Raw genomic sequence first — 13,528 nt, 5'->3', positions numbered from 1 at the left:
GTACTGCCCTACCGATCAATCAGTTATTTCACTCATCCACTTCGTAATAAATTTGAGTACTAAGACCGATTTAGGCAACTGATCGATGGCTTCTGGGGTATACCAGTGCAGGGGTTCAGGTAAGGCTAGCGGTCGGGATACTTTCAAATGCCAGAAACGCGTTTCAATACGTTGGTGCGAGAGTACATGTGTATACACGGGCGACTCATCCAGCAGTACCAAGTCCGGTAATAAGGGCTTCAAACTAACGTGTTGACTAAGCATTTCCCAATCCAGCAGTTGCTCGTCTTCGATCAACATAAAATCAAACATGTTCGTCCAGACATCTTTCCCGGTACGTTCACGCATGGCCAGTCGACCCTGTTCGTCTTCCAATACTACATAGTGAAAAAAACGATCACGTACTTTCGCCTTCTTCGCTTTGACGGGAAGTTGACTCTGTCGTCCCGTGAGATTCGCTTCACAGACCTGATTAAACGTACAAAACATACATTGGGGTGAAACGGGTACGCACTGCGTCGCACCGAAATCCATGATGGCGTGATTAAACAAGTCCGGATGCTCAGCCGAAATCAGTGAATTGGCCAGTTGAGTAAATTGGGCTTTAGCAGCGTGACTGGTAATATCCGTTTCGATCCCGAATATACGCGAGAGCACCCGGTACACGTTTCCATCCAGTACCGCCACTTTTTCGCGGAAGGCGAAGGAGGCAATGGCGGCGGCTGTATAGGGGCCAATTCCTTTGAGTTTCAGTAGCTCCTGGTACGTAGTGGGGAAAACGCCGCCGTAGTCTTCCACAACGATTTTAGCCGTGCGATGCAAATTTCGAGCTCTGGAGTAATAACCTAGCCCTTGCCAAAGCCGTAGTACCTCCCGTTCGTCGGCACTGGCTAGGTCCGTAATGGTTGGAAACGTTTCGATGAAGCGGTAGTAATAAGGCATTCCCTGCACGACCCGCGTTTGCTGGAGGATGATTTCCGAAAGCCAGATGTGATAAGGATTGGTGGTATGTCGCCAAGGTAAATCGCGGCCATAACGTTCGTACCAAGCCAGTAGTTGGGGAGCAAAAAAATCGTTGGTCATTTCAGGGTGTAAAGCCGAAGAAACTAAAAGAATCAAGCCACTTTACGAGGGCCGACAGACTGGCAGAAGTGAGGTAAAAGTGACAAAAACGAGGAGAAACCAGGCCTTCTACGCACTTAGTTTTCGTCACGAAAAGAGGTATAATTCGCTAAATACGAGTCGGTTACAAAAAAAATATTGACCACATTTCTGAATAATTGTTTTGCAAATGAATTCAAACCCGTACTTTTGTGCCTCTAAAATTTTGAGCCTTAGGCACTTTCTCAATTAAAAATCATTATAAACCTTTTAAAGTTTACCCAAGTGACCAAAGCAGACGTGATCGCAAAAATCGCCGAAAAGACCGGCATTGACAAAGCTGATGTAGCTCAGAGCCTGGAGACATTCTTTGGCGTAGTGAAAGAAGCTCTCGTGGATGGTGAGCCGGTATACGTTCGCGGTTTCGGCAGCTTCGTGAATAAGAAGCGGGCGAAGAAAGTAGCACGGAACATCTCTAAAAACACGACGATGGAAATCCCCGAGCACTACATTCCTAGCTTTAAGCCCGCTAAAGAATTTACAGAATCAGTAAAAACTTCTGAAAAAGCTAGCCAAGCCGTTTAAGCCGCTGGTATAGCTCCGGATATGCAGGGTAGGAAGAAGGCTAACAATCATGCTATACTTTCTTTCTGCCCTCCTGTCCAGATTTTTTAAGTACCCAATGAATTGATTTGCTTTGGTAAGTGTTGAATTTGTGACTTTCTCTATCTGCTGAATCGTATTCGCTAATCGTTAGTCTCAAATTTTTAAAATCATTGCTCCTGTGAAGAAATCATTTATTACCCTTATCGTTGTTGCTGTTGCTTCGATTGGCGGGCTGTATAGTCTGCCGAAAGTAGCCGTGAAGGATGATAAACGAGCCACGGAGAATAAAGTACCAACGCAGTCAGAAGCGTCCAAACCCTCAGCTCCGGCCGCTGAAACCCATCTGCCCCCCGTCCCGGCTGAACAACGCAAAGCCATCGACGGAGCCCGTCAGATTTTTGAAAGTACCAACCACTCCACGAGCGAACGCATTAGGGCCGGCGAGCAATTGTCGGAACTCTTTACTCAAGTGAGCCGGTTTGACAGTGCAGCCTATTTCGCCGGAGAAATGGCTGGACTACAACCGACGGTCGAACGCTACTTGAAAGCGGGCGATCGGTATTACGAAGCCTTTACGTTTGCCCTTGATTCAGATAAAGCGGCAACGCTAGGTCAGCAAACGCGGGATTGGTACCAGAAAGCCCTGGACCAGAATCCGAACCTGCTGCAGGCAAAAGCCAACCTGGCCATGACTTACGTATCCACGGCGAACCCCATGCAGGGTATCGGCATGTTACGCGAGCTTTTGGAACAGGACCCGGACTTTGAACCTGCCTTGTTCAACCTGGGCATTCTTTCCATGCGTTCCAACCAGTACGAGAAAGCGGTTGGACGTTTCGAACGAATCCTGCGGACTCACCCCAACAGTACTCGCACGATGTTTTATCTAGGCATCTGCTACGCTGAAACGGGCCAAAAAGAAAAAGCCAAACCTCTGCTGGAAGAGGTTCGGAAGAAAGAAACTGACCCGTCTATTCAGGCGGGTGTCCGGGAATACCTGGAGCAGTTAAAGTAATTTTTTTAACTCGGTTGCTGGTTTTTGGGTGATCGTATGATCCCTGCAGACCGACAACTTTTAAACTCATTTTCAATTATGCCTTGCGGAAAAAAACGTAAACGCCACAAAATCGCTACTCACAAACGTAAAAAGCGGCTGAGAAAGAACAGACACAAGAAGAAATAACATCGAGTGGAAAGTGAAAGGTGAAAAGTGCAGTTTTTTCACTTTTCACTTTTTGACTTTTCATTTTTCACTCCTTGGGCTGGCCCGATTGGGTTACAGCCTTTTTGTGTATTCACCCAATTCTGTTCGAACCGAGTAAATGAATAAGAAAAGTTAAGTCAGCATCGCTTTCGTGTCGCTGGAAGCGTTTCTTATGGGTTTACTCTAAACCCTCTGAGCATCACCTGTGAGCAATGAATTAGTTATCAATTCGACTCCCAAAGGTGATAGAATCGCTCTTTTGCAGGACAAAAGAATCGTTGAATATCACTTTGAAGAGTCAGAAGAGCACTTCTCTGTGGGCGATATCTACCTGGGAACGGTCAAAAAACTGGTCACCGGGCTCAATGCCGCTTTCATAGATATTGGGTACGAGAAAGATGCCTTTCTTCATTACCTAGACCTGGGGCATAACATCAACTCACTCAACAAGTACACGAAAGATGTAATTGCGAAACGGGTGAATGATGGCATGCTGAATGGGTTCGAAATGGAGCCTGAAATAGACAAGCATGGCAAGATTGATAAAGTCTTAACCAAAAATGCCCCTATTTTAGTCCAGGTTGTTAAGGAACCTATCTCTACGAAAGGTCCTCGACTTTCCTGCGACATTTCCATTGCAGGCCGTTTTCTGGTACTTGTTCCGTTTGGACATTCGATTAACATTTCCAAAAAGATCACCAGCAAACAGGAACGTCAACGCCTTCATCGGCTCGTACAGGGTATCAAACCGCCTAACTTCGGTGTGATTATCCGTACGGTTGCCGAAGGAAAAGAATCGGAGGAAATTGAACTCGACCTGCGAAGCCTTTTGGCCAAGTGGGATGCCGGGATGAAATCCCTCCGGGATGCGAAGCCTCGTGATAAAATCATCGGTGAGATGAGCCGGGCTACGTCGATTATGCGGGATATGCTGAACGATAACTTCGACAGCATTACGCTCGACAATAAGGACATGTACGAAGAGGTTCGTTCGTATGTTACCCAGATTGCTCCCGAAAAGCAGAATATTGTTAAATTCCATCAAGGGAAAAACAAGGTATTCGAACATTTCGGCATTGAAAAGCAGCTTAAGATGCTTTTCGGGCGTTCGGTAAGTTTACCGGGCGGCGGCTATCTGATTATCGACCATACGGAGGCCTTACACGTCATTGATGTAAACTCTGGTAATAAGTCCAATCAGGAAGAAAGCCAGGAAGATACGGCGGTCAATGTAAACATTGAAGCAGCCAAAGAAATTGCCCGTCAGTTGCGGCTTCGGGATATGGGTGGCATCATCGTCATTGATTTTATTGACATGAAAAAGCCCGAGAATAAGAAGCAGATTTACGACGTGATGCGGGAAGAGATGAAGCTCGATCGTTCGAAATTCACCATTCTGCCCCTCACTAAATTTGGTCTTATGCAGATTACCCGGCAACGGGTACGGCCCGAACTCAACATTCAGACTCAGGAAGTTTGTCCAACCTGCGGTGGAACGGGAAAGATTACGGCGAGTATTGCAGTCTCAGACATTGTTGAACAAAATCTGGATTACATACTCAGTAAGCAAAATGAAAAAGGGCTACGGATTATGCTCCACCCCTACCTTTATTCATACTTTATGAGCGGTTTTCCGTCTCGCCGAATGAAGTGGTGGCTGAAATACCGAACCTGGGTAAATTTGGTACAGGACAGTTCGCTGGGAGTTACCGAATTCCATTTTTACAATAAATCCGGTGAGCCGATTGAGGTACACGGATAAATGCATAGAAACAAAAGGCCGGGATCGCTTGATCCCGGCCTTTTGTTTTTTATACATAATTGCGAATCAGATCCTTCAAATGCTCTGGATTTCGGCTACGTTTTAATTCCTCCTGCAATTGCTCAATGGTGGCTTTCAGGCGTTTAATTTCCTGAGCAAACTTGGCATCCATCTGCCGGGGTTCTGCTACAAAGCGGACCTGAAAATCGCTTTTTCGTACTTCGTTCAATTGACTTTGCAACTGATCAGCCTGCTTTTTCAGAGCCTGATTGTACGCGGCCATTTCCTGAAAATCGTCCGTCTGACTAGCCTCGGGTTGTTCACTCTGCAATTTCAGCAAAGCAAACCAGTTACCCTGCTGATAGGCTTCCGTAAGCTCCTGCATCAGCCGGGTTTTATGCTCCCGTTGTACTTCGTCACGCTCGCGATCCGGGTGCAGGCGTTTCACCAGATTCATGTATAGTTTACGCAGCGGGATGAGTTCAGTCGGTACGACTTCGGGTAGCTGTACGGCCTTTTTTTGCTTTCGTTTTTCCTTTTTCTCCGCTCGTTTCTGTCGTTTCTCCTCCTGACGGGCCTGCTGTTTCGCCATTTGCTCGGCTACGTATGCCCTCAACTCTGGCTCGGTCGTGAGGTGAACCCCCTCAAAACGAATGCCGTATTGCTGAGAAAATAGCTCTTTTAGTTCTTCGAGACGGTCCTGGTCGGCTTTTGTTTCCTGGCCCGTATGCTCATTGTAGAGGGCCCGCAGGTCTTCCCGCCCGAATCGTCGAATGAGTACCGCCGATTCCTGAATGATAAAATCCTGTAAAGCCCCTTTTTCTGCTTTTTTGAAGGCTTTAGAATGATAAGCGTCGTTGAAAAGATGTACCCGGCGGACGTGAGCGTCTACTACGGCTTCTTCCAGCGGCAAAATTTCCTGGGTCACCCGTTCGCGGGCTATCACCTCCCAGCTTTCATAATTCTGAAGGTCCTGCCGTAGCTGCTCGATTCGTTGCAGGTACTTCTGAAACGTTTCCTGCACGTCGGATAGCGTCGCTTTTCCAGGGGTCGGTATTAACTTTTCCACGCGTAAATCTGATTAAGCTGCAAAGTACGGGAAGAGTTTACTCCAAAAGAATAGGGCCTACCTAGTGTCCTTTAAAAATCGTAGTCCAATACGTAGGCCTTTTACCGATCGTGCAGGATCACGCTTCACCTTGATAGAATCGTTCGTTTTTATGATAGGATTGAAGATGTAAGGAGTAGAGCTTATGCTTTTTCTTTGAAGAACGATCTATCCTTTCGTTCGCTCGTATTCTTTCATCTATCTAAACACGTTTTCTATGTTACCCCTTACTATGAAAGCGGCGGTTGTCCGTGAATTCGGGAAACCCCTATCCATTGAAGAAATGCCGGTTCGCCGACCCGGTCGTAATGAAATCTTAGTTAAAGTAATCGCTAGTGGCGTTTGTCACACTGATTTGCACGCCGCGGATGGCGACTGGCCGGTGAAACCCAAACTACCGCTCATTCCCGGGCATGAAGGCGTTGGGTATGTTGTAGCCTTAGGACCGGATGTTACCAACGTTAAAGAAGGGGATGCCGTTGGTATACCTTGGCTCTATAGTGCCTGTGGTTGCTGCGATCATTGTATTACTGGCTGGGAAACGCTTTGCGAGAGTCAGCAAAACGGCGGCTACAGTGTAGACGGTGGCTACGCCGAATACGTCATTGCCGATGCCCGATACGTAGGGAAGCTCCCCTCGAATGTCAACTTTATTGAGATGGCTCCCATTCTTTGTGCTGGCGTAACCGTGTACAAAGGGTTAAAAGAAACCGAAACCAAACCCGGTGAGTGGGTGGCTATTTCGGGAATTGGAGGCCTGGGCCACGTAGCCGTACAATATGCGAAAGCCATGGGTATGCACGTCGCGGCTATTGACGTCGCAGACGACAAGTTAGAGTTAGCGAAACGACTGGGAGCCGATTTAGTAGTCAATGCAAAAATGCAGGATCCGGGTGAATACCTGCAAAAGGAAGCGGGGGGCATGCACGGCGTGCTGGTTACGGCCGTTTCACCCATTGCCTTCCGGCAGGGCATCGCAGCCCTTCGCAGAAAAGGAACCATTGCATTAAACGGTTTACCTCCCGGAAGCTTTGATTTACCCATTTTTGAAACCGTTTTGAAACGTATCACCGTTCGCGGTTCGATCGTCGGTACGCGTAAAGATTTGCAGGAAGCGATCGAGTTTGCCGTCGAAGGAAAAGTACGGGCGACGGTACATACTACCCCTTTGGAGTCCATTAATGACGTGTTCGATCAAATGAAAAAAGGAGCGATCGAAGGGCGTATGGTAATGGAAATCGCTTCGGCATAAGCCTAGGCTTATAAGCATACACTTCGTAGCCAGGAGCTAAACTTTTTCGTAAGGTTTAGCTCCTTTTTCATTACGTTAAGTTGAAGCACACTAGCGTAAAACCCTTCAGTCTCAGGATTCACCATTCATCCCAAAACTAGCCCGATTTGAACTATCTCCGCTGGTACGCTTGTTTCAATCCTCAGAACTTGGTTTTAACGCTTCCCTCATGAATAGAAGTCTCACTTTGATCATAACCCTTGCCGTCCTCCTGGTGGTAGACTGGTACGGTTTCCAGGCGGTGAAGGCCGCTACCCAACAGGCTTCACCGGGCTGGCAACGCTTTGCCCGACTGCTGTACTGGAGTTTCCCCGTGGTTGCCTTACTCATGTTTGCTCTCTCCGCTACGCTGGGCAGCGATTTCTGGGGCCGGTTTAAAATTCTACGCGGGTTTCTCTTTAGTTATATTCTGATTGGTTACCTGGGGAAGATCTTCATGGTACCTTTTCTGTTGCTTGACGATCTCAGTCGGGCCTTCCGTTGGGTCATTTCGCATTTTAACTCTTCGTCTACGGTCGATACGCCCATTGTTGCGAACGCTCCTGATGCGGCCGTACCAGCTCCAACGGCCCAACTGCGTGATCCGGATACCATTTCCCGTTCAGAGTTTCTGGCCAAATCTGCTCTGGTCGCTTCCGCGGTTCCGGCCATTGCTTTTACCTATGGCATTGTATCGGGAGCCCACGATTACCGCATCCGCCGCGTACCGCTGGTACTGAAAAACTTGCCCAAGCAATTTGACGGCTTACGGATCGCCCAGATTTCGGATATTCACTCGGGTAGTTTCTTTAATAAAACGGCGGTGAAAGGCGGTATTGAAATGCTACTTCGCGAGAAACCCGATATGGTCTTCTTTACTGGTGATTTAGTGAACGACCGGGCTATCGAGGTAAAAGATTACAAGGATGTGTTCAATAAAGTGAAAGCTCCGCTGGGCGTTTTCTCAACCCTGGGCAACCACGATTACGGTGACTACGCAACCTGGAACAGTGCCCAGGAAAAACGACAGAACCTACTGGATCTCGAACGGGTCCACCGCGAGATGGGGTACGATATCTTGCTCGACGAACACCGCTTCCTGGAAATGGGTGGTGAAAAACTGGCGATCATTGGGATTCAGAACTGGGGTACGGGCGGCTTTGCCCAGTACGGAAATCTGAAAAAAGCGGCGGCCGGGACGGAAGAAGCTCCGGTGAAACTCCTGCTCTCCCACGATCCGAGCCACTGGGATGCTCAGGTTCGTCCGTTGTTCCCGGACATTGATGTACAGTTTGCTGGCCATACCCACGGAATGCAGTTTGGCGTCGAAACCAAGTACTTCCGCTGGAGCCCGGTTCAGTACCGCTACAAACAGTGGGCGGGTTTATACGAAGAAGGCGATCAGAAATTATACGTGAACCGGGGTTACGGCTACATTGGCTACCCGGGTCGCGTCGGGATGCCGCCGGAGATTACGATTTTTGAATTGAAGAAAGGATAGAAAACGAAGTTCATCGTTGTTAGGTACTAGTTGTTAGTTCTTCAATGATTGAATCTTCCATTCCTATTGATAGGATCTTAAAAAGCCACGCAGAAAATTTTCTGCGTGGCTTTAACTTTTTATCGGTTGAAACATCTTTTTCGCAGGCTTGTTTTTACCTTAACTACTGTGTTCACCCGATTCAAATCCCGAATGTTATGAAAAAAATACTCCTTGCTCTTAGTTTGCTTATCAGCGGAACGCTGTCTTACGGTCAAAGCTGCTGTGAAGAAGCTACCGCTGCCTGTCACGAAACGAAGGATCAGGCCAAAGGTCTAGCTCCCGATCCCATGCAGTTGATGGCTTCTACCAAAGAGTTTCAGGCCATGCACGTAGAACCCCTCCCCTTCACCTTCGTTAGCAAGGCCGGTGGCGAAATGATCAAGATGGATGCTCCCGACGGAAAAGCGGCAAATGGCTTTTTTATCAAGGCTAAGAATCCCTCGAACAAATACCTCCTGGTCTATCAGGAATGGTGGGGTCTGAACGATTACGTAAAGCAGGAAGCTGAAAAGTACTACAATGAGCTCGACGGCAAGGTAAACGTACTGGCTCTGGATATGTACGACGGTAACGTGGCTACCACCCGCGAAGACGCCGGAAAATACATGAGTCAGGCGAAACCCGAGCGTTTGGAATCGATCATGAAAGCGGGCATTAACTACGGTGGTCCCAAAGCTGAGTTTGCATCGATTGGCTGGTGCTTTGGTGGCATGCTTTCCCTGAAGTCCGCCCTGCTGGAAGGTTCACAGGCGGTGGGTTGCGTCATGTACTATGGTCGCCCGGAACAGGATATTGATAAACTAAAAGCCCTGAAAACGGACGTGATCGGTTTCTTCGGTAAGAAAGACAAAGGCATTCCTCCAACCGTAGTAGAGCAGTTTGAGAAAAACATGAAAATGGCCGGTAAAAAAATTGAAGTGAAGATGTACGACGCTGACCACGCCTTCGCCAATCCCAGCAACCCGATCTACGATGAAGCCGCTACGAAAGACGCCTTTCAGCATTCGTCGGAATATCTGAAAAAGAAGCTGCTGTAAGTTTATCGTTTGCTGTTTTCAGTGTTCAGGATTTTTGCCACGAAGGTACTAAGCCACGAAGTCTCACGCAGTAATAAGCTCAACGTAAGACTACTTTCTGAAAACAGAAAACCGCTGACTGAAAACTAAACCGCCCGTACTTTGCGTTACTATCCTGTAAACTACATGATCCGATGAAAAAGCTGATATTCACGTTACTGATTGGAGCCATGGTGTTACCTGAGTACGCCTCCGCTTCATCTTCAAGCCCTTCCGCAGGCACCACGGTACAAACCGAACAGGCCCACGCTCGTAAGCGACGTTCGTATCGCAAAAAGAAAGGTTTCATGTGGGGTTTGTTCCGGAAAAAAGACAAAGGCTGCGGCTGTCCCAGTTATAAATAATGGCAAACGTACTTTCTATGTTTAACCTGTCTCACAAGGACAGGTTTTTTCATTCTCGACTGTACCTTTGCTTTTCGTTTTTCAGCAGAGAATTATCTCGATACGTTCTCTGATTTTCATACATGGTCAATGCCCGTAGGTGCGTTGACGACCAACGGTTAATTATTCCCAATGAGCAAATATTTTCATTTAACGGTAAAAGAGGTCGTTCGTGAAACGGAGGATACCGTTACGATTCACTTCTGGCACCCACCCCATGCCACCATTCCCTATAAAGCCGGTCAGTTTCTAACGCTGATTGTAACCGTCGAAGGTAAAAAATTACGTCGGGCGTACTCCATGTCCAGCTCGCCTACTAAAGATGCTTCCATCGCGGTCACGGTCAAACGACTGCCGAATGGCTTAGTCTCTAATTACCTCAACGATCAGGTGAAAGTGGGTGACGTGATTGAAGTGATGGAGCCGATGGGCCATTTTGTGTACGAGCCGCAAGCCCAGAAAACGGGCGGTCTAAGCTTTTTTAAATCCAATAAAGGCCGTCATCTGGTGTTTTTCGGAGCCGGTAGTGGCGTAACGCCGCTGATGTCGATGATCAAAACGGCCCTGCCCGGCGAGCCTCAGTCTAAAGTCACGCTTTTCTACGGCAGTCGCACGGAAACGGGGATCATCTTCCGTGATCAGCTTTCGCAGTTGCAGGACCAGTACGGCGCTCGCCTGGAAGTGGTGCACGTACTGAGCCAGCCCCAAAGCTGGGATGAACGCACGGGTCGGATTAATCAACAGGCCGCCATTCGTTTATTGGACGAATTCGGTGTCAACGCCCGTTCGGCGGAATACTACATCTGCGGGCCCGACGGCATGATGGAAGAGGTACAGAACGCCTTATCTATTCTGGGTGTAGCTAAAGATCAGGTTCACAAAGAAAGCTTTGCTCCTTCGAAAGATACGCACGGGGAAGTCGTAGAAGACGAAGACGATAGTAAACTCAAAACCCGTAGCGTGACCATCATCTACGAAGGGGCTGAGTATAAAGTGGAGGTGAAGCCTCACCAGACGATTCTGGAAGCAGGACTGGAAATGGACATTGATCTGCCCTACTCCTGCCAGGCGGGGATGTGTACGGCCTGCATGGGTCGTTGCAAATCGGGCAAGGTACTCATGGACGAAGAAGATGGCCTTTCCCCACAGGAAATCGACGCTGGCTTCGTACTCACCTGCGTAGCCCACCCGCTGACGGAGGGGGTAGTCGTGGAAATTGAGTAAATGAAGTTTTCAATCTTCGGTTTGTAGTGAATTGCTAGCCTTTGCTCTTGTATCTCCATTTCACTAAAAAGCCAGCCAGATTTATTCTGGCTGGCTTTTTAGTATGAACGCCTGGTTAGTAGTTGTCTACTGAAAACGGTAAACTCAAAAACAGTCCACTCTCCTAATTCCAAGGCTTAATTCCCCAGTAGGGATTGCGTTGAGCCTTGATACTGTCTTTGATGTGCTCTTTGATAATCCGATCGCGTTCGGCCAGATTGATTTTCTTTCCTTTCATTTTTGGTAAGACCAGTTGCTTCGGCTCTACTTTCTTCAGGTCAATTTTTGTAGCCGTTACTACGGTGACTCCATCATTATAATCCAGTTCCAGAATGACTCCCGGTAAGCCAAACAACCGTTCGGGACCCGCCGATACGGGTAAGTCATCGGCAAACCAGGCTACAATTTTCTGCTGGTTAGCCGGATCTTCCATCTCTGCTTTCATGCACACGTGGCCCGCAACGTCTTTGAGCTGATTCAGTATTTTCCATTTGGGAATTTTGAGTGAATCCTGAATCACATAGGTTTTGCCACCCATTTCATGCCATTCCGTAATAGTCTCCTTGTCAAAATCCCGTTGGACCAGGTAGTCGTCCTGCCGCCACGACCAGCGACCATCGTCGGTTTCGCCCTGTTCGCCTTCGTAGGTGTATACACTCTGAGCGGGTGTAAAAACCAGTTTTAGTTTTGTTTTCTCTTCGTCGTCGTTCCCCCACATCATCTTTGCCCGATCCTTTTCTTCCTGACTTAGAAAAGGCAGTTTGGCGATGAGCTTGGTCCAGTACGTTTTCCGTTCGTAATTCACTATTCCTTCAATGTCCTGAGCCTGTACCAGGGGAAGTACCGTTACGAGTAGGATCAGGGTTTGTATGACTTTCTTTTTCATTGATTCGTTGAATACAGTGCTTGACTTAGAACCCACCATTCCGACGCAGATTGGCTTTGATGCCCCGCATGTTGTACGTATAACTGAGCATAAAATACCGGGTAATGGTTTGTACCTGTGTCTGGGTAAAGAAGTTACCCGAGGCTCCCTGGTTGATTCCGAGGTTGCGGCGGAAGACATCGTAGGCCGACAGGCGAACCTCTGATTTTTTGTTTTTACCCAACAATTTATACACGGCCATATTCAAAATAGGGATGTTTTGATCGAGTCCGAAGCGGTCGTTTTTGTAAATGTTGTAATTGAAGGTCGCGTTGAAATACAGCTCCCAGGGGCCTTTCACGTTCATCTGTCCGCTGTAGCTGGAATTCCAGATATTCTGATTTTGTCCCGTGTTGATCGAGTATTTCACTAGGTTATACGACCAGTTCGCATTTCCGTAGAACGTGAAGTTTTCGCTCGGGGTTAGCTCTAGGTTCAATCCCCAGTTGTAGCGATTGTTATTGGTACGGTTCTGAATGTCATTGATGAGCGTATAGCTGCGACCAAAGTTGATATTAGAATTCACCCCAATGTTAGCCTTATTTTTCTTGAGTGGAAAACCAAAGTTTAGATACGTCCCGTAATTCTGTCCACCCGTCAGGTTAATGGGTTTCGTACGGGTAATCAGTAAAGAGTCAATGGTTTGACTATAGACGATTTGATTAACGTTGTACGAGTAATTGATGTTTCCAAAAAACCGCGTGAAGGACGAGGGGTTAAAATACTGAAACCCGGCGTACGCGTTATGACTGACCGTAGGTTTCAGGTCCGGATTTCCCTGCGTAACGTAGAGCGGGTTGGAATAATCAATAATGGGTTGCAGATCACGAACCGAAGGCTGCTGCACGCTACCGGAATAATCCATGTAGAGATAGCGGTTGTTCTTCAGATCGATGTTAACATTGACACCGGGTACAACCACCGTGTAGGATCGATCGACGTTCATGAACTGACTCGCGTTCTGGTCCGTTGCAAATCGTCCCGCGATGTTCATCTGAATACCTGCCAGTCCGGCTCCGATGTTGAGACCTTTGTAGTTGTAACGAAAGCCCGTACCGAGTCGATTGTGCATGATCTGGTTGGTATAGTAGCGGCTCAGTGTATCGTTTCGCCGATTACCTTCCTGCTGGTCATATACATTGCGATCTACTTTATCCTGCCGTACCCCGAAGTTGTAAAAGCTTTCCCAGGCAATGCGTTTGGTCACGGGCTGTGCGTAGAACAAGCTGGTCCTGATCTGATTCTGACGGTTGGTGTTGTCCGTTAGCAGGTTGAGCTGGCGGGGTG

At 47.8% G+C, this 13,528-nt stretch carries 12 protein-coding genes; 8 read left to right on the top strand and 4 right to left on the bottom strand.

Annotation, left to right across the window (positions count from 1 at the left end; all coding sequences use genetic code 11):
• Positions 1 to 15 precede the first annotated feature (15 nt).
• The gene (mutY, locus tag ACOJTG_RS16065) at positions 16 to 1,083 is read right to left on the bottom strand and encodes an A/G-specific adenine glycosylase (RefSeq protein ID WP_420154757.1); all 1,068 of its coding nucleotides are present in this window, start codon (positions 1,081 to 1,083) and stop codon (positions 16 to 18) included.
• 279 nt (positions 1,084 to 1,362) lie between these two features.
• Between mutY and ACOJTG_RS16060 the strand changes: the two genes are divergently transcribed.
• The 3 genes from ACOJTG_RS16060 (at position 1,363) to ACOJTG_RS16050 (ending at position 4,673) form a co-directional block, all read left to right on the top strand.
• Positions 1,363 to 1,686: an HU family DNA-binding protein gene (locus ACOJTG_RS16060; RefSeq protein ID WP_255157790.1), complete on the top strand. Its 324-nt coding sequence runs from the start codon at positions 1,363 to 1,365 to the stop codon at positions 1,684 to 1,686.
• Positions 1,687 to 1,885: 199 nt separating this feature from the next.
• Entirely contained in the window at positions 1,886 to 2,722 is an 837-nt protein-coding gene (locus tag ACOJTG_RS16055) for a tetratricopeptide repeat protein (protein WP_420154756.1), read from the top strand.
• A 394-nt stretch (positions 2,723 to 3,116) separates the two neighbouring features.
• Positions 3,117 to 4,673 (top strand): Rne/Rng family ribonuclease, encoded by a 1,557-nt coding sequence (locus ACOJTG_RS16050; RefSeq protein WP_420154755.1) that lies wholly within the window; start codon positions 3,117 to 3,119, stop codon positions 4,671 to 4,673.
• A gap of 49 nt (positions 4,674 to 4,722) precedes the next feature.
• On the opposite strand, the gene ACOJTG_RS16045 is transcribed toward ACOJTG_RS16050, so the two are convergent.
• Positions 4,723 to 5,742: a J domain-containing protein gene (locus tag ACOJTG_RS16045; RefSeq protein ID WP_420154754.1), complete on the bottom strand. Its 1,020-nt coding sequence runs from the start codon at positions 5,740 to 5,742 to the stop codon at positions 4,723 to 4,725.
• 256 nt (positions 5,743 to 5,998) lie between these two features.
• On the opposite strand from ACOJTG_RS16045, the gene adhP reads away from it, so the two are divergent.
• The 5 genes from adhP (at position 5,999) to ACOJTG_RS16020 (ending at position 11,277) form a co-directional block, all read left to right on the top strand.
• The gene (gene adhP, locus ACOJTG_RS16040; RefSeq protein WP_420154753.1) at positions 5,999 to 7,033 is read left to right on the top strand and encodes an alcohol dehydrogenase AdhP; all 1,035 of its coding nucleotides are present in this window, start codon (positions 5,999 to 6,001) and stop codon (positions 7,031 to 7,033) included.
• A gap of 208 nt (positions 7,034 to 7,241) precedes the next feature.
• Positions 7,242 to 8,552: a metallophosphoesterase gene (locus ACOJTG_RS16035; RefSeq protein ID WP_420154752.1), complete on the top strand. Its 1,311-nt coding sequence runs from the start codon at positions 7,242 to 7,244 to the stop codon at positions 8,550 to 8,552.
• A gap of 197 nt (positions 8,553 to 8,749) precedes the next feature.
• Positions 8,750 to 9,631: a dienelactone hydrolase family protein gene (locus ACOJTG_RS16030; protein WP_420154751.1), complete on the top strand. Its 882-nt coding sequence runs from the start codon at positions 8,750 to 8,752 to the stop codon at positions 9,629 to 9,631.
• Positions 9,632 to 9,804: 173 nt separating this feature from the next.
• Positions 9,805 to 10,014, top strand: coding sequence for a hypothetical protein (locus tag ACOJTG_RS16025; RefSeq protein ID WP_420154750.1), 210 nt, complete (start codon positions 9,805 to 9,807; stop codon positions 10,012 to 10,014).
• 171 nt (positions 10,015 to 10,185) lie between these two features.
• The gene (locus tag ACOJTG_RS16020) at positions 10,186 to 11,277 is read left to right on the top strand and encodes an FAD-binding oxidoreductase (protein WP_420154749.1); all 1,092 of its coding nucleotides are present in this window, start codon (positions 10,186 to 10,188) and stop codon (positions 11,275 to 11,277) included.
• A gap of 163 nt (positions 11,278 to 11,440) precedes the next feature.
• Here the strand turns inward: ACOJTG_RS16020 and ACOJTG_RS16015 are convergent, their stop codons facing one another.
• On the bottom strand, positions 11,441 to 12,202 hold the full coding sequence (locus tag ACOJTG_RS16015; protein WP_420154748.1) for a GLPGLI family protein: 762 nt from the start codon (positions 12,200 to 12,202) through the stop codon (positions 11,441 to 11,443).
• 25 nt (positions 12,203 to 12,227) lie between these two features.
• On the bottom strand, positions 12,228 to 13,528 hold a 1,301-nt coding region (locus ACOJTG_RS16010), incomplete at its 5' end, for an outer membrane beta-barrel protein (protein WP_420154747.1).

It is taken from the genome of Siphonobacter sp., assembly GCF_048595215.1.
Lineage (GTDB): Bacteria > Bacteroidota > Bacteroidia > Cytophagales > Spirosomataceae > Siphonobacter.
This window is presented reverse-complemented; position numbering and strand designations above follow the sequence as displayed.